Annotated in this window: 13 protein-coding genes; 11 read left to right on the plus strand and 2 right to left on the minus strand. The window is 73.0% G+C overall.

Going from position 1 to position 16,994, the window contains the following annotated elements; all coding sequences use genetic code 11:
* Positions 1–322 precede the first annotated feature (322 nt).
* Both ABZX67_RS20985 and ABZX67_RS20990 read left to right on the plus strand, forming a co-directional pair.
* Positions 323–4,018 carry a glycosyltransferase family 2 protein gene (locus ABZX67_RS20985; RefSeq protein ID WP_355362300.1) on the plus strand — a complete coding sequence of 1,232 codons (3,696 nt, stop codon included), beginning with the start codon at positions 323–325 and terminating at the stop codon, positions 4,016–4,018.
* Positions 4,015–5,556, plus strand: coding sequence for a DUF5719 family protein (locus ABZX67_RS20990; RefSeq protein WP_355362302.1), 1,542 nt, complete (start codon positions 4,015–4,017; stop codon positions 5,554–5,556). The genes ABZX67_RS20985 and ABZX67_RS20990 overlap by 4 nt, the downstream gene beginning before the upstream one ends.
* Before the next feature lie 16 nt (positions 5,557–5,572).
* Here ABZX67_RS20990 and ABZX67_RS20995 read toward each other — a convergent pair whose 3' ends face one another.
* A complete protein-coding gene (locus ABZX67_RS20995) occupies positions 5,573–5,980 on the minus strand; it encodes a metallopeptidase family protein (RefSeq protein WP_355362304.1) in 408 nt (135 codons plus the stop codon).
* A 243-nt stretch (positions 5,981–6,223) separates the two neighbouring features.
* On the opposite strand from ABZX67_RS20995, the gene ABZX67_RS21000 reads away from it, so the two are divergent.
* The 8 genes from ABZX67_RS21000 (at position 6,224) to ABZX67_RS21035 (ending at position 14,623) form a co-directional block, all read left to right on the plus strand.
* Positions 6,224–6,664, plus strand: a complete 441-nt coding sequence (locus tag ABZX67_RS21000; protein ID WP_355362330.1) for a DUF3499 domain-containing protein — start codon at positions 6,224–6,226, stop codon at positions 6,662–6,664.
* Between the two features lie 53 nt (positions 6,665–6,717).
* The gene (locus ABZX67_RS21005; RefSeq protein WP_355362306.1) at positions 6,718–8,085 is read left to right on the plus strand and encodes a phosphomannomutase/phosphoglucomutase; all 1,368 of its coding nucleotides are present in this window, start codon (positions 6,718–6,720) and stop codon (positions 8,083–8,085) included.
* Between the two features lie 265 nt (positions 8,086–8,350).
* Positions 8,351–8,533 (plus strand): Trm112 family protein, encoded by a 183-nt coding sequence (locus tag ABZX67_RS21010; RefSeq protein WP_355362308.1) that lies wholly within the window; start codon positions 8,351–8,353, stop codon positions 8,531–8,533.
* Between the two features lie 65 nt (positions 8,534–8,598).
* Positions 8,599–9,735 (plus strand): SIS domain-containing protein, encoded by a 1,137-nt coding sequence (locus ABZX67_RS21015; RefSeq protein ID WP_355362310.1) that lies wholly within the window; start codon positions 8,599–8,601, stop codon positions 9,733–9,735.
* 50 nt (positions 9,736–9,785) lie between these two features.
* Positions 9,786–10,967 carry a mannose-6-phosphate isomerase, class I gene (gene manA / locus ABZX67_RS21020; RefSeq protein WP_355362312.1) on the plus strand — a complete coding sequence of 394 codons (1,182 nt, stop codon included), beginning with the start codon at positions 9,786–9,788 and terminating at the stop codon, positions 10,965–10,967.
* Positions 10,968–11,066: 99 nt separating this feature from the next.
* Entirely contained in the window at positions 11,067–12,038 is a 972-nt protein-coding gene (locus ABZX67_RS21025; protein ID WP_355362314.1) for a cation transporter, read from the plus strand.
* A 311-nt stretch (positions 12,039–12,349) separates the two neighbouring features.
* The gene (gene ahcY, locus ABZX67_RS21030) at positions 12,350–13,807 is read left to right on the plus strand and encodes an adenosylhomocysteinase (protein ID WP_355362316.1); all 1,458 of its coding nucleotides are present in this window, start codon (positions 12,350–12,352) and stop codon (positions 13,805–13,807) included.
* 201 nt (positions 13,808–14,008) lie between these two features.
* Positions 14,009–14,623, plus strand: coding sequence for a hypothetical protein (locus ABZX67_RS21035; RefSeq protein ID WP_355362318.1), 615 nt, complete (start codon positions 14,009–14,011; stop codon positions 14,621–14,623).
* 3 nt (positions 14,624–14,626) lie between these two features.
* On the opposite strand, the gene ABZX67_RS21040 is transcribed toward ABZX67_RS21035, so the two are convergent.
* Positions 14,627–15,502, minus strand: a complete 876-nt coding sequence (locus ABZX67_RS21040; protein ID WP_355362320.1) for an RDD family protein — start codon at positions 15,500–15,502, stop codon at positions 14,627–14,629.
* A 131-nt stretch (positions 15,503–15,633) separates the two neighbouring features.
* Between ABZX67_RS21040 and ABZX67_RS21045 the strand changes: the two genes are divergently transcribed.
* The gene (locus tag ABZX67_RS21045; protein ID WP_355362332.1) at positions 15,634–16,641 is read left to right on the plus strand and encodes a stage II sporulation protein M; all 1,008 of its coding nucleotides are present in this window, start codon (positions 15,634–15,636) and stop codon (positions 16,639–16,641) included.
* Positions 16,642–16,994: the final 353 nt, after the last annotated feature.

Consider the following 16,994-nt stretch of genomic DNA (forward strand, 5'->3'; position numbering starts at 1 on the left):
CCGCTCGGCCACATCCCGGTCTCACCCGGACCGGATCCGGACCGCATCCCGACCGCAGACGACCGTACCGGGCCCGGCCGCCCGGGAGCGGGGCACGAGCCCCGTCGTACGACCCCATGGCGCACACGCGTACGCAAAGACGCAAAGAGACGTGCCGCGTGGCGGGGGAGAAGGCCGACGAAAAGACGTGAGGAACGGTCCGCCGCCCGTGCTCTGTCCACAGGCGGCGGACCGCTGTCGTGTCAGCCATTAGTGTGGGGCTCCGTCCGAGACGCTCCCACGCCCCCAGCGGGCGACCCCCGGCCGGAGGGCCCGTACCTCGATGTCCGCCACCACAGCCGCGTTTTCCCCCGCTTCCGCCACGTCCGCCGCCTCCTCGGCGGGCGGGCCGGAATTCCCGCGCCACGTCGTCACGGCCGTGCTCGTCTCCCACGACGGCGCACGCTGGCTGCCGGACGTCCTCGCCGGGCTGCTCGGCCAGGAACGCCCCGTACAGAACGTCATCGCCGCCGACACCGGCAGCGCCGACGACTCCGCACGGCTGGTCACCGAGGCCATCGGCGACGAGCGCGTGCTGCACCTCGCCCGCCGCACCGGCTTCGGCGCCGCCGTCGAGGAAGCCGCCCGCACGGCCCCCGTCCTCGGCCCCGACGACCTGCCGTACCTGAAGCGGCCCAGCGGCTGGGACCCGGTCAGCCGGACCTGGCGCGACGACGCGTACGAACTGCCGGAGCTCCCGCACGGCGAGCCCGTCCAGTGGCTGTGGCTCCTCCACGACGACTCCGCCCCCGACCCCGACGCACTCGCCGAACTGCTGCGCGTCGCCGACGCCGACGAGCACGCCGCGATCGTCGGGCCCAAGCTGCGCGGCTGGTACGACCGCAGGCAGCTGCTCGAAGTGGGCGTCTCCATCGCCAACAGCGGCCGCCGCTGGACCGGCCTCGACCGGCGCGAACAGGACCAGGGGCAGCACGACCAGGTCCGCTCCGTCCTGTCCGTCTCCAGCGCCGGCATGCTCGTCCGCCGGGACGTCTTCGAGCGGCTCGGCGGCTTCGACCGGCGCCTGCCCCTGATGCGCGACGACGTCGACCTGTGCTGGCGCGCCCACGCCGCCGGCCACCGCGTCCTCGTCGCCCCCGACGCCGTCCTGCGCCACGCCGAGGCCTCCGCACGCGAGCGCCGCACCGTCGACTGCGTCGGCCGCTCGGTCGCCAGCCCGCACCGCGTCGACAAAGCGGGCGCCGTCTACACCCTGCTCGCCAACGCGCGCGGCGCCGCGCTGCCGTACGTCCTGCTCCGCCTCGTCGTCGGCACCCTCCTGCGCACCCTCGCCTACATCGTCGGCAAGGCGCCCGGCCAGGCCGTCGACGAAGTGATGGGCCTCTTCGGCACGCTGCTGCGGCCCGAGCGGATCATCGCCGCCCGCCGCAGAAGAAAGAGCAGGGCCGTCGAACCGGCCGAACTGCGGCCGCTGTTCCCGCCGCCCGGCGCGACCGTCCGCGCGACCGTCGAACAGGTCATGTCCAACTTCGGCGGCACCGACGCCGATTCGGGCGGCTCCCGGCACGGCGCCGTGGAGTCCGGGCCGGGCGGCGACGACGCCGACTACCTGGAGATCGAGCAGTTCGCCCGCCTGAAGAAGATCGCCCGCAAGCCGGGTCCGGTCCTCTTCGCGCTCCTGCTGCTCGTCTCCGTCGTCGCCTGCCGCGGTCTGTTCGGCGGCGGCTCCCTCGCGGGCGGCGCCCTGCTGCCCGCCCCCGACGGAGTCGGGGAGCTGTGGAGCCGCTACGCCGACGCCTGGCACCCGCTCTCCACCGGCGGCACCCAGACCGCGCCCCCGTACCTGGCGGTGCTCGCCGCGCTGTCCGGGCTGTTCCTCGGCTCCACCGGCCTCGCGCTCACCGTGCTGCTCGTCTGCTCGGTGCCGCTGGCCGGCATCACCGCGTACTTCGCCTCCCGCTCGCTCGTCGAGTCCCGGCTGCTGCGCGCGTGGGGCGCCATCGCGTACGCCTTCCTGCCCGCCGCGACCGGCGCCCTGGCGACCGGACGCCTCGGCACCGCGGTCCTCGCCATCATGCTGCCGCTGCTCGCGCGCGCCGCCGTCGCCGCCCACGGGCTGCGCGGAGGCGGTACGGGCACGGGCGCGCCGCGCGGCAGCTGGCGCGCGACCTGGGCGTACGCCCTCCTGCTCACCTTCACGACGGCCTTCACGCCCGTCGTGTGGCCGCTCGCCGTGGTCCTCGGGATCGCCGTGCTCGCCCTGCGGCGCGACGACATCACCGCGTACGCCCTGCGCTTCCTGGCGGCCGTCGCCACCCCGCTGCTGGTCCTGGCCCCCTGGTCGCTGTCGCTGCTGACCGACCCGTCCGCCTTCCTCCGGGAGGCCGGCATGGACGTCCGTACGGGGACGGCGACGGCGCTCGACCTGCTCGGCGCCGACCCGGGCGGCCCGAAGGCCGTCGGCGGGCTCGTCCTGATCGGCCTGGTCCTGGCGGCGCTGGCGGCCCTGCTGCGCGGGGAGCGGCAGTTCGCCGTCCGTACGGCCTGGGTGACCGCGATCACCGGCCTGGTCACCGCCGTCCTGTCCAACGGCTCCGGTACGGACGGCTCCGGCTGGGCCGGCCCCGCGACCCTCGTGTACGGCGCCGCCCTGATCGCCGCCGGCATGCTCGGCGCGGAGGGCGGCCGCACGCGCGTCGCCGCGCAGAGCTTCGGCTGGCGCCAGCCCGTCGCCGTCCTGATCGCGCTCGCCGCCGCCGTCGGCCCGGTCCTCTCCGCCGCCGCCTGGATGGCCGGCGGCGCCGCCGGACCCCTGGAGCGGCGCGACCCGGTGCAGGTCCCGGCCTTCGTCGCGGAGGAGTCCGACACGCGCGACCAGCCGCGCACGCTGGTCCTCGGCGGTACGTCGCCGGGCGAGGTCGCGTACACGCTGGTCCGCGGCTCCGGCGCCCGCCTCGGTGACGCCGAGCTGACCGAGGCCGGCGGCGGCGACGCCCGCCTCGACAAGGTCGTCGCGCACCTCGTGGCGGGCTCCGGCGCCGACCAGTCCGACCAGCTCAGCGGCTTCGCGATCCGGTACGTGCTCGTCCGGGACGGGGCGCCGCGCCAGATGAGCCGCGTCCTGGACGCCACGCCCGGCCTGAGCCGCCTCAGCCAGCTGGACGGCAGCGCCCTGTGGCGGGTCGACCGCCAGGTCGCGCGCGCCACCATCGTCCCGGGCGGCGACGACAAGGCCGGCCAGGGCACGTCCGGCGAGGGCAAGGGCGAGCGCCTCCCGGTCGCCTCCGGGCCCGTCGAGGCGCACACGGAGATCCCGTCCGGCGGCCCCGGCCGCGTGCTGCGGATCGCCGACCGCGCGGACGACGGCTGGCAGGCCACCCTCGACGGCCGCACCCTGAAGAAGACCACCGTGGACGGCTGGGCCCAGGGCTTCGAACTGCCCGCAGAGGGCGGCCGGCTCGACCTGACGTACGAAACCCCGCTCACCCACCGGGCGTGGATCTGGGGCCAGTGCCTCCTCGCCGTCGTGCTCCTGATCCTGGCCCTGCCGGGGCGGCGCCGTGACGTCGACGACGACCTCCCCGAGGAGCCCGTCGCGATCCCGGCGCAGGACATCACGGGTGACGGCCGCCGGGCGCGCCGCCTGCGGGCGGCGGCGGAAGCGGCGGAGGCTCCGGTCCCCGACCCGGAGCCGGAGCCCGAGCCCGCGCCCGTACCGGATGCGAATCCGGTTCCGGATCCGTACCCGTACGCACAGCCGGAGCAGCAGTACGACCCGTACCAGCAGTATCCGCAACAGCAGTACGAGCAGTACTCGCAGCAGCAGTATCCGCAGCAGCAGTACGACCAGCAGCAGTACGACCCGTACGGGCAGGGACAGGCCACCTACGGCCAGGGCCCGTACCAGCAGGACCAGTACGGCACGTACGACGCGTACGGCACGTACGACCCGAACGGCACCCCGCAGGGCTACGAGTACGAGAACGAGCAGCGTCCCGACGGGAGCAGCAACCAGTGAACCGGACGACCCTCTCCCTCTTCGCGGCCGTCACCGCCCTCGCCGCCGTCACCGGCTTCGCCGTGCTCACCGAGCCCGACGCAGGCGCCGCGTCCGCCCCGGCCGCGAAGGCCCCGACGCGGCTCCCCGTGGAGCGCTCCACCCTGCTGTGCCCCGCCCCCAGCACCTCGGAGGTGGCGGAGACGGTCTACACGTCGTTCACGCCGGAGGGCTCCGCTTCGGGTGCCGAAGCGGGCCGGGCGGAGCTGAAGCCGGCGACGGCGTCCGCGGGCGACGACACGACGGCGACGCCGAAGAAGAAGGACGAGCCGGCCGCGAAGAAGCCGGCCGCCGCCGACAAGGCCGTGGTCGCCCTCGCCCAGCCCGGCACGCCGGTCTCCGCCGAGGCGAACGGCGGCGACGCCCCCGCCCTGGTCGGTACCGCCTCCGGCCGCCTCGCCCCCGGCTGGACCACCCAGCAGACCACCACGGTCCCGGCGGGCGGCGCGCGCGGCCTGCTCGGCGTCGGCTGTACGGCCCCGGACACCGACTTCTGGTTCCCCGGCGCCTCCACCGCCAAGGAGCGCCAGGACTACGTCCACCTGACCAACCCCGACGACACGGCCGTCGTCGCCGACATCGAGTTGTACGGCCCGAACGGCGCCGTGAAGTCCCAGCTCGCCGAGGGCATCCCGGTCCCGGCCCGGTCCAGCGTCCCCGTGCTGCTGTCCACCCTGACGACGGACCCGGCCGTCCCCGACGTCACCGTCCACGTCACCACCCGCAGCGGCCGCGTCGGCGCGGTGGTGCGCTCGGCCGACGAGACGGCCGGCAGCGACTGGCTGCCCGCCTCCACCGACCCGGCCGCCACGCTGGTGCTGCCGGGGATCCCGGCGGACGCCACGTCCGTACGGCTGGTGGCGTACGCGCCCGGTGAGGACGACGCCGACCTGAAGGTCCAGCTCGCGACCGGGACGGGCACGATCGTCCCGGCCGCCGCCCGCGAGCTCCACGTCAAGTCGGGGATGACCGCCTCCGTCGACCTCAAGGACGTCACGCGCGGCGAGGCCGGCTCGCTGATCCTGTCCCCGGCCGGGAAGGGCCAGGCGACGCCCGTGGTCGCGGCCCTGCGCGTCGTACGCGGCAAGGGGGACAAGCAGGAGGTCGCGTTCATCCCGGCGACCGGCCCGGTCGGGCAGCGGGCGACCGTCGCCGACAACCGCGCCGAGGGCACCACCCTCGCGTTGACCGCGCCGAGCGCGACCGCCCAGGTCAAGGTGACGGCGTCGGCGGGCACCGAGGGAGGCACGCCGGCGAGCAAGACGTACACGGTCAAGGCCGGTACGACGCTCCCGGTCGAGCCGCCGGTGCCGGCCGGCCTGAAGGGCTCGTACGCCCTGACGGTCGAGACGGTGTCGGGCGGCCCGGTCCACGCGGCGCGGATGCTCGCGGTGCCGGACGACGGCGTGCCGATGTTCACCGTGCAGACGCTGACGGACGACCGGGGCACCGTGGAGGTCCCGGCGGCCCGCCAGGACCTGTCCGTACTGGAGGACTAGCCGGCACTGGCCGGCACTAGTCCTGCCCGTAGCGGGGATCGACCGACTCGGGCGCGAGCCCGAGCAGGTCGGCCACCTGCTCGACCACGACCTCGTGGACGAGCAGGGCCCGTTCGTCGCGGCTCTTGGCGCGCAGCTCGACCGGCCGCCGGTAGACGACGATCCGGGCGGGCCGGTCGCGGCCGGCCGGGAGCGAGACCCCCAGCGGTACGGACTCCTCCGGGGACTCGGGCACCTCCAGGACGTGGAAGTCGACCTCGGCCAGCTGCGGCCAGCGCCGCTCCAGCCGCTCGACGGAGTCCTGCACCAGGTCGCGGAAGGTGTCCGCGCGGGTGGCGGAGAGCGGTACCTGGGGCGGGGCCACGGGCCCGCGCATGCCGCGGCCGTGTCGATCGCGGCGGCGGGGCGGTACGGAACTGTCCATCACTCACGCAGGGTAGCTCCCCCCTCCCCCCTGTCGCTTATTGAACATTCCGGCCAAGCTTGGGATCGATTCGGCACGGGGGATCGACCGTGGAGACGGCCGGTATTGACCGCATTCGTTCCGCCCGGCGTCGGCCCGCGCGGCTGCGCGGATCCCGGCCGATCGCCCTCCCGCGCAGGTCAGCGAAGCCGCCGCGGAGGGCCCTGTGCCGGACGTCACACCGCGACACGGCCGAGTGACGTGGTGGAGAGTCGTCGCGGCCCGCTCAAGAGTGCGGTACCGTCCAACATCGTGAGCCCTGTACGTCGCTGTTCGCGCACCGCGTGCGGCCGCCCTGCCGTCGCGACACTGACGTACGTCTATGCCGACTCGACCGCGGTCCTCGGCCCGCTCGCCACCTACGCCGAGCCCCACTGCTACGACCTGTGCGCCGAGCACAGCGAGCGCCTGACCGCGCCGCGCGGCTGGGAGGTCGTCCGCCTCTCGGACGGCTCCGCCCCCGCCCGCCCCAGCGGTGACGACCTGGAGGCGCTCGCCAACGCCGTACGGGAAGCCGCCCGCCCGCAGGAGCGGGAGCGCGCCGCCCAGGCCCAGGCGGGCGGCAAGCCCGGCGGCCGGGCGGGCGATCCGGTCGAGGTGGGCCGCCGAGGCCACCTCCGCGTACTGCGCTCCCCCGACTCGTAGGTAGGTTGTTCCTCCTCATTCAAAGGCTTGAAGGCTTGCAGGAGGGTTGGGCAGTGACTGCTGCTGATCTGTCACGGATCGTGAAGGCGTACGACGTCCGCGGGGTGGTGCCGGATCAGTGGGACGAGGAGCTGGCCGAGCTCTTCGGCGCGGCGTTCGTCCGGGTGACGGCCGCGGAGGCGATCGTCGTCGGACACGACATGCGCCCCTCCTCGCCGGGCCTGTCCGGCGCCTTCGCCCGGGGCGCGGCGGCCCAGGGCGCCGACGTCACCCTGATCGGCCTCTGCTCCACGGACCAGCTGTACTTCGCGTCGGGGATGCTCGACCTGCCGGGCGCGATGTTCACGGCGTCGCACAACCCCGCCCAGTACAACGGCATCAAGCTGTGCCGCGCGGGCGCGGCGCCGGTGGGCCAGGACACGGGCCTCGCCGAGATCCGCGAGCTCGTCGAGTCCTGGCTGGCGGCGGGCGCCCCGGCCGCGGCGGACCGCCACGGCGCGGTGAGCGAGCGCGACACCCTGTCCGACTACGCCGCGCACCTGAAGTCGCTGGTGGACCTGGCGTCCATCCGCCCCCTGAAGGTCGTCGTGGACGCGGGCAACGGCATGGGCGGCCACACCGTCCCCACCGTCTTCGAGGGCCTGCCCCTCACGCTCGTACCGATGTACTTCGAGCTGGACGGCACGTTCCCCAACCACGAGGCGAACCCGCTGGACCCGGCCAACCTCGTGGACCTCCAGGCCCGTGTCGTCGCGGAGGGCGCGGACCTGGGCCTGGCCTTCGACGGCGACGCCGACCGGTGCTTCGTGGTCGACGAGCGCGGCGAGCCGGTGTCCCCGTCGGCGATCACGGCCCTGGTGGCGGCGCGCGAGCTCGCCAAGCACCCGGGCGGCACGGTCATCCACAACCTGATCACGTCGTGGTCCGTCCCGGAGGTCGTCCGCGAGAACGGCGGCACGCCGGTACGCACGCGGGTGGGCCACTCCTTCATCAAGGAGGAGATGGCCCGCACCGGCGCCATCTTCGGCGGCGAGCACTCCGCCCACTACTACTTCCGCGACTTCTGGAACGCGGACACCGGCATGCTGGCCGCCCTCCACGTCCTGGCGGCTCTCGGCGGCCAGGACGGCACGCTGTCGGCGCTGGTCTCCTCGTACGACCGCTACGCCGGCTCCGGCGAGATCAACTCCACCGTCCCGGACCAGGCCGCCCGCACCGCCGCGGTCCGCGAGGCCTTCGCCTCCCGCCCGGACGTCACCCTCGACGACCTCGACGGCCTCACGGTCACCTCCTCCGACTGGTGGTTCAACCTCCGCCCCTCCAACACGGAGCCCCTCCTCCGCCTGAACGTCGAGGCGAGGGACGAGCCGACGATGACGAAGCTCCGCGACGAGGTCCTGGCCCTGATCCGCGCCGCCTGACCGCGCGCTGCGGCGGGGGGCGCGGGCGGCTCGCGTGAGCCAGGCACCGGGCTGGGCGCGGCACCGGCTTCGGGCCGGGGGTCCGGGGGCTTGCCGCCGGTTCCGGGAGGGGGCGGGGTGGGGGAAACCCCAGGTCCGCCCCGCCAAGCCGCGTCGCCCGCCCCCCAGCGGTAGGCTGACGTGGCGTTATCGCACAGCCGCCGCATACCGCGGTCACCACCCCGCGGCCACCACCACGCTCGACACGCTCGAAGGGACCCACCCCATGCCGCTCGAAGCCGGCCTCCTCGAGATCCTCGCCTGCCCCGCCTGCCACGCGCCGCTCAGCGACCGCACGGCGGACGAGACCCCCGAGCTGATCTGCACCGGCAAGGACTGCGGTCTGGCGTACCCCGTACGGGACGGCATCCCCGTGCTCCTGGTCGACGAGGCGCGCCGCCCGGCCTGACGGGCCCGCCACCCCGCCCGGCCACCCTGCCCCACCCACCGCACGGCGATCGGAGGCCCCACCCCATGCTCGACGAGTCGCTGCTCGACGACCCGGACGCCCTGGCCCGCGCCGACACCCGCAGTTTCCTGCGCGAAGCCGCCGAAGCCGGCGCGCGCGTACGAACCGCCGCGCGCCACGCCGCCGAGGCAGGCGTCACCGAGCTGCAGCCGGAGGGCCGCCCGCGCGCCGTGCTGGTCGCGGGCCCAGGCACCGCCGCCGCCGGCGTCGCGGACCTGGTCGCCGCCCTCGCCGGCGCCTCCGCACCCGTCGCCCACCTGCACTCCACCGGAGTGGCGCCCGCCGCCGGCGCCCTGCGCTGGGCGCTCCCCGGGTGGGCCGGTTCCGTGGACCTGCTCCTCATCGTCACCGTCGACGGCAGCGAACCCGGTCTCGCCCTCCTCGCCGAGCAGGCGTACCGCCGCGGCGCCACCGTCGTCGCCGTCGCCCCGCAGAGCTCCCCGCTCTCCGAGGCCGTGGGCGACCGCCACGGCCTCGTCGTCCCGATGGCGACCACGCCCCACGAGCTCTCCCAGGAGACGCACGCGGCGAGCTCCGGCGCCCTCTGGGCCCTGTTCACGCCGCTGCTCGCGCTCCTCGACCGCGTCGGCCTGATCACCGCCCCCGCGGACGCCGTCCAGAAGGTCGCCGACCGCCTCGACACCACCGCCGAACGCTGCGGCCCGGCCGTCGCCACGTACAGCAACCCCGCCAAGACCCTCGCCGCCGAGCTCGCCGACACGCTGCCCCTCGTCTGGACCGAGGGGACGACCGCCGCCCCGGTCGGCCGCCGCTTCGCCGCCGTACTGTCCGAGCTCGCCGGCCGCCCCGCCATCGCCGCCGAGCTCCCCGAAGCGCTCCCGGCCCACGGCATCCTCCTGGAGGGCGATTACGCCGCCGGCGCCGACCTCGACGACTTCTTCCGCGACCGCGTGGAGGAGGCGCAGGCCCTGCGGGCACGGGTCGTGCTGCTGCGCGACCACTCCGTGGGCGGCCTCACCGCCGCACCGGCCGCCCGCGAACTCGCGCTCAGTCACGACACGGCCGTCAGCGAACTCGAACCGGACGAGGGCACCGAGCTCGAAGCCCTGGCCGAACTGCTCGCCGTGACGGACTTCGCGGCCGTCTACCTGGCGCTGGCGTCGGGTTCCCCCACCCCCTAGACCTGGCAACCCACGCGACGGACGAGAAAAGCGCGAGAAAAGCAAAGAACATGGACCGCCTCTCCAACACCGTCCGCCCCTACGCCTGGGGCTCCACGACGGCCATCCCGGGACTGCTCGGCACCGCCCCCACCGGCGAGCCCCAGGCCGAGGTGTGGATGGGCGCCCACCCCGGCGCCCCTTCCCGCGTCACCCGCACCGGCGGTGCCGGAGCCGGTGAACAGCTGCCCCTCTCCGCCCTCATCGACGCCGACCCGGAGCGGGAGCTCGGCCCGGCCACCGTCGCCGCGTTCGGCCCCCGCCTCCCCTTCCTCCTCAAGCTCCTCGCGGCCGCCGCCCCCCTCTCCCTCCAGGTCCACCCCGACCTCACCCAGGCCCAGGAGGGGTACGCCGCCGAAGAGCGCGCCGGAATCCCCCTCGACGCACCGCACCGCAACTACAAGGACGCCCACCACAAGCCCGAACTGCTCTGCGCCCTCACCCCTTTCGAGGGACTGTGCGGCTTCCGCGACCCGGACCACACCGCCGAGCTCTTCGCCGCCCTCGACGTCGACTCCCTCAAGCCGTACGCCGACCTCCTCCACGCCCACCCCGCGGACGCCGCCCTGCGCGAGGTCCTCACGGCGGTGCTGTCGGCCGACCGCACCGAGATGGCGGCCACCGTCGCCGAAGCCGCCGCCGCCTGCGAACGCCTCGGCGGCCCCCACGCCCCGTACGCCGCCCTCGCCCACCACTTCCCCGGCGACCCGGGCGTCATCGCCGCCATGCTGCTCAACCACGTACGGCTCCAGCCCGGCGAGGGGCTCTACCTCGGCGCCGGAGTCCCGCACGCGTACCTCAGCGGCCTCGGCGTCGAGATCATGGCCAACTCCGACAACGTCCTGCGCTGCGGCCTCACCCCCAAGCACGTCGACGTCCCGGAGCTGCTCCGTGTCGTCCGCTTCGAGGCCGGGGACCCCTTGATCCTGCGCCCGGAGGCGTCGCCCGTGTCCGGCGAGGAGGTCTACGAGACGCCGGTCGACGACTTCCGCCTCTCCCGTTACGTACGGGCCGAAGGCGCCGCCCCCGTCGACATCACCGCCCACACCCCCCAGATCCTCCTCGCCACCGCGGGCTCCCCCCGGGCGAACGACCTCACCCTCACCCCGGGCCAGTCCGTCTTCGTCCCGGCCGGCGAAAAGACCGAACTGTCGGGTACGGGCACGATCTTCCGCGCCACCGTGGTGGCGTGAGCGGTGGCCTGACGCACCCTCCGCCCCGCCTGCTGCAACAATGTGCGGCCGTACGAACCACCACCCCCCGCAAGGACCAACGAAGGGACACCCGCACGCATGAGCGCGTCAGGCGGAACCAAGGCGATTGTGGCGGCGCTCGCCGCGAACCTCGCGATCGCGGTGGCCAAATTCGTGGCATTCGTCTTCAGTGGTTCGTCGTCGATGCTGGCGGAGAGCGTCCACTCCCTCGCCGACTCCGGCAACCAGGGCCTGCTGCTCCTCGGCGGCAAGAAGGCACAGCGCGAGGCCACACCGCAGCACCCCTTCGGCTACGGCCGGGAGCGCTACATCTACGCCTTCCTCGTCTCGATCGTCCTCTTCTCGGTCGGCGGCATGTTCGCCATCTACGAGGGCTACGAGAAGATCAAGCACCCGCACGAGATCGAGGCCTGGTACTGGCCGGTCGGCGTCCTCGTCTTCGCGATCATCGCCGAGTCGTTCTCCTTCCGTACGGCCATCAAGGAGTCGAACGCAATCCGCGGGAACCTCTCCTGGAAGGAGTTCGTCCGCCGCGCCAAGGCCCCGGAGCTGCCCGTCGTCCTCCTGGAGGACCTCGGCGCGCTGGTCGGCCTCATCCTGGCCCTGGTGGGCGTGAGCCTGGCGCTGGTGACCGGTGACGGCGTCTGGGACGGCATCGGCACGCTGTGCATCGGCATCCTGCTGATCCTGATCGCGATCGTCCTCGCCGCCGAGACGAAGTCGCTGCTCCTCGGTGAGGCGGCGGGCGTCGACGAGGTGAAGAAGATCGAGGAGTCGCTGGTCGACGGCACCACCGTCACCGGCATCATCCACATGCGTACGCTCCACCTCGGCCCCGAGGAGCTGCTGGTCGCGGCGAAGATCGCCGTCCGGCACGACAACACCGCCGCCGAGGTCGCGGCGGCCATCGACGCCGCCGAGGAGCGGATCCGCGCCGCCGTCCCGATCGCGCGCGTGATCTACCTGGAGCCGGACATCTACAACGAGACCGCCGCGGCGGCGGGCGCCGACTCCGTCAAGGCCCCCGGCGGCCCGGGCACCGTCCACTGACCTCGCCCGGAAGCCCGGAAACCCAGGAAGGCCCCCGCACGCAGCCGCGCGCGGGGGCCTTCGCGCCGCGCTCACGGCCGGAAGTGGCCGAATCCCACGCCCGGCCGGACTGTGGGACGCCGGACCGATCGGTGTAGATTCGTGACACAGCCAGACGTCGCTGCTGATGGCGGTCGGGCGGTCCCCGACGGACCGGCCGAGGGAGAGAGGGCCTCCGACGACTGCACTGCGCGTGCCCGGGCATCCTTGTGCCCGTCACACGCAGAGCCAGCCGTACCCACCCTCGACCCAACACGAGGAGCAGCTCAACAATGACGACTGTCGCCAACCGACAGGACTTCAAGGTCGCCGACCTCTCCCTGGCCGAGTTCGGCCGCAAGGAGATCAGCCTCGCCGAGCACGAGATGCCGGGGCTGATGGCGATCCGTGAGGAGTACGCCGCGGCCCAGCCGCTGGCGGGCGCCCGCATCACCGGCTCGCTGCACATGACCGTGCAGACCGCCGTGCTCATCGAGACCCTGGTCGCCCTCGGGGCGCAGGTCCGCTGGGCGTCCTGCAACATCTTCTCCACGCAGGACCACGCCGCCGCCGCCATCGCGGTCGGCCCGAACGGCACCCCGGACAACCCCCAGGGCATCCCGGTCTTCGCCTGGAAGGGCGAGACCCTCGAGGAGTACTGGTGGTGCACGGAGCAGGCCCTGACCTGGCCGGACACCCCGACCGGCGGCCCGAACATGATCCTGGACGACGGTGGTGACGCCACCCTCCTGGTTCACAAGGGCGTCGAGTTCGAGAAGGCCGGCGAGGCCCCGGCCCCGTCCACCGCGGACAGCGAGGAGTACGCCTGCATCCTGCGTCTCCTGAACCGCACGCTGGCGGAGAGCCCCCAGAAGTGGACCCGCCTCGCCTCGGAGATCCGCGGCGTGACGGAGGAGACCACGACCGGTGTCCACCGCCTGTACGAGATGCACCGCGACGGCACCCTGCTGTTCCCGGCGATCAACGTCAACGACGCGGTCACCAAGTCGAAGTTCGACAACAAGTACGGCTGCCGCCACTCGCTCGTCGACGGCATCAACCGTGCCACCGACGTCCTGATCGGCGGCAAGGTCGCGGTCGTCTGCGGCTACGGCGACGTCGGCAAGGGCTGCGCGGAGTCCCTGCGCGGCCAGGGCGCCCGTGTGATCGTCACCGAGATCGACCCCATCTGCGCGCTCCAGGCGGCGATGGACGGCTACCAGGTCACCACCCTCGACGAGGTCGTCGACCAGGCCGACATCTTCATCACCACGACCGGCAACAAGGACATCATCATGGCCTCGGACATGGCCAAGATGAAGCACCAGGCGATCGTCGGCAACATCGGCCACTTCGACAACGAGATCGACATGGCCGGCCTCGCGAAGGTCCCCGGCATCGTCAAGGACGAGGTCAAGCCGCAGGTCCACACCTGGACCTTCCCGGACGGCAAGAAGATCATCGTGCTGTCCGAGGGCCGCCTGCTGAACCTGGGCAACGCCACCGGCCACCCGTCCTTCGTGATGTCCAACAGCTTCGCGGACCAGACCCTGGCCCAGATCGAGCTGTACACGAAGCCCGAGGAGTACCCGACCGACGTCTACGTGCTGCCCAAGTACCTCGACGAGAAGGTCGCCCGTCTCCACCTCGACGCGCTCGGCGTGAAGCTCACCAAGCTCCGCCCCGAGCAGGCCGCCTACATCGGCGTCGAGGTCGACGGCCCCTTCAAGCCGGACCACTACCGCTACTGATCCCTAGGCGCCGGCCCACCGGCCACCGCCGACGACACCCGTGCACTGGTGCACATCGGCAGCGGCCGGGGGCAGGCGGCAGGTAGCAGGCTCAGCCGGTCAGAGCAGCAGCACGCACCAAGGCAGGCCCCCGCACCCCCGTGTCGGGGGCTTGCCTCGTACGCGGGCTCCTTAACGCCGACCCCAAGGACCCGAGGACCCATGCCCCGCGGCCGTTATTCGCTCCATGATCCGCACGATCACACCCCCCTCGGCGACGAGCACTTCCACTGCGCCCCAGGCCCTTCCGGCTGGCGCTACGTATCCCAGATCACCACCCCCTCCGGCACTCATGCCGGCTCGGTCGACCTCGCCATCGACGAACTCGGCCGTCCCATCCGCCTCGAGCTGCACGCCGCGAGCTGGCAGGTCCGCGGCGCCGCCCTCGACGGCGTCACCTGGGTCCGCACCGACCCCACCGGCACGCATGCCACCGAAGGCAATGTGCGCGCCCATGCCTTCACCGGCACCTCACCGGCGTTCCTCATCGCGATCTCGCGTCTCCTGCGCCTCACCCCCTCTTCCCCCGCGACCCGCGTCCGCCTCGTGGCGTTCACGGACCCGGTGCTCGCACCGCTCACCGTCGACCAGTCGTGGGCCCTGGTGAACAGTGAAGCGCACACCACTGACAACGGCCCCCTGACCGTGGACGAGTACCAGGTCAGCGCCCTCGACACAGGCGAGCAGCACATGATCCACATCGCCGGCGACGTCGTGCTCGCAGCCCCCGGAATCGAGCTGGAAGACCTCGACACCCCGCCGTCGGTCTTCTCCTGACACCTACGCAGGCGGCGCGAACCCCGTCGCCCGTGCGCTCCGCTCGCCGGCGCCCTCCGCACCGCCGCCGGCCCCCGGGCCCGTAACGGCACGTGCGCCCGAGCCCGCGCTACCGCCATCAGCAGTACCAGCGGGCGAGAAAGCGCGCCGAGCTTCCCGCGCCTGCCGCTCGCTCACCACACCGGCCAGATAGTCCGCCGCGGGCACCCCCGCCGGCGGAGGCGTCCCTGTCCTCGCCACCAGATCGTCGGCGAGCCGCTCCGCCAGCTCGCGCCCCACCTGCGGGTCGAGCTGCCGCATCCGCGTCAGGTACTGCCGGATCGCCAGCCACAGGTCGTCCGGCACCGCCGACAGATCAAGCTGCGTGAACCGCCCCACCAGCCAAGGCGGCGGCGGAGGCACGGCCGTCGCCCGCGCCGCGGGAACCCGCTCCCGTACCACCAGCGTCCCCGCGAAGACATCGCCGATCCGGCGCCCCCGCGCCGACATCAGCGAGGCGATACACGCGACGACCCCGAAGGTCATCAGGATCTCCACCACCCCCATCGCCCCGCGCACCAACGCGTGCCGGAACCGGATCGGCCCCCCGTCGTCCCGCACCACGCGCAGCCCGCACGCCGCCTTCCCCAGCGAGCGCCCATGCGTCAGCGTCTCCACCGCGATCGGCGCGCCCACCAGTACGAGCAGAAACGTTGCTATCGACACGGCCATGACAGCCGCTTCGTCCAGCGACGCCGTCGCGACCGCCAGCCCCACGGATATGAGCAGATACGCCGCCCACACCACCACCAGATCGATGAGCAGGGCCAGCGCCCGGCTCGGCAGCCTGGCGGGCTGCAGCCCGAGTACGACGGCGTCCCCCGTCACAACCCCGCTCATGGCGCCCACCCTTCTTCGCCCTTCCCCGACCCCTTCGAACCCCAGTCTGCCAAGCTGACCATCAGCGCGCCGCCGCAGTGGAACCCGCACGCACGCCCGTACGCACCGAGTGCCTGGAGCAGCAGCCGATCATGGACCTCGACGTCTACGTCACCGCCCACCAAGCCGAGTGGGACCGCCTGGACCAGCTCCTGCGCCGCGGCAACCACCTCACCGGCGCCGAGGCCGACGAACTCGTCGCCCTCTACCAGCGCACGGCGACCCATCTCTCCCTGATCCAGTCCAGCGCGCCCGACCCCATGCTCACGGCCCGGCTCACCCAGCTCGTGGCCCGCGCCCGCGCCACCGTCACCGGGACGCGCCGCGCGTCCTGGCGCGACGCCGTCCGCTTCCTCACGGCCGGGTTCCCTGCCGCGGTCTACCGCTCCCGCCACTGGTGGATCCCGACGGCGGTCCTCTCCACCCTCGTCGCCGCGATCATCGGCTGGTGGATCGGCACCCACCCCGAAGTCCAGTCAGCCATCGCCGCCCCCTCCGAGCTGCGGGAGATGACCCGCCCCGGCGGCCAGTACGAGACGTACTACTCCAGCCACCCGGCCGCCTCCTTCGCCGCCCAGGTCTGGACGAACAACGCCCAGGCCGCCGCCCTGTGTCTGGTCCTGGGGGCCTTCCTCTGCCTCCCGGTGCTCGGAATCCTGTTCCTGAACATGCTGAACCTCGGTATCGGCATCGGCCTGATGTCCTCCGCCGGCCGCCTCGACACCTTCCTGGGCCTGGTCCTCCCACACGGCCTGCTCGAGCTCACCGCCGTCTTCGTCGCCGCCGGCACGGGCCTCCGCCTGGGCTGGACCCTCATCGACCCGGGCCCCCAGCCCCGCCGCACGGCCCTCGCCCAGCAGGGACGCGCCGCGGTCGGCATGGCCATCGGCCTCGCACTGGTCCTCTTCGTATCCGGTGTGATCGAAGGCTTCGTGACCCCTTCCGGCCTTCCGACATGGGCCCGCATCACCATCGGCATCGCCGCTGAGCTGGCGTTTCTTCTGTACGTCTACGTCCTCGGCGGCCGCGCGGCCCGAGCCGGCGACACGGGCGACGTGGACGCCGCCGAACGCAGTGCCGAGCTCCCGACCGCCGCTTGATGTGCGTGCAACCCCTCTGACCTGCTAGCCTCCTCATCGCCGACCAGACCCATTGACACGGGGCTGGTGGGGAGGTAGATTTAAACGGTTGCGTGGAGCTGGACAAGCTCGAGCGCAGGAGTTAATCTCGATCTCGCTCCACTCGGGAATGCGATTCCCGCGGAGCCAATCCGATTCCCTTTCGAATCACGAAGCCGATTAGGTCGGCGGAAATGATTCTGATAAAGTCGGAGCAGCCGAAAGGCAAAGGCCCTCCAGCGGCCACCGGAAACTGAATCCGAACCGGAAACGGAACGGAAAAAGAATCTGGTAAGGTTGGAAACACCGAAGGGAAGCGCCCGGAGGAAAGCCCC

Source organism: Streptomyces sp. NPDC003036 (genome assembly GCF_040611175.1).
In the GTDB taxonomy this organism is placed as follows: domain Bacteria; phylum Actinomycetota; class Actinomycetes; order Streptomycetales; family Streptomycetaceae; genus Streptomyces.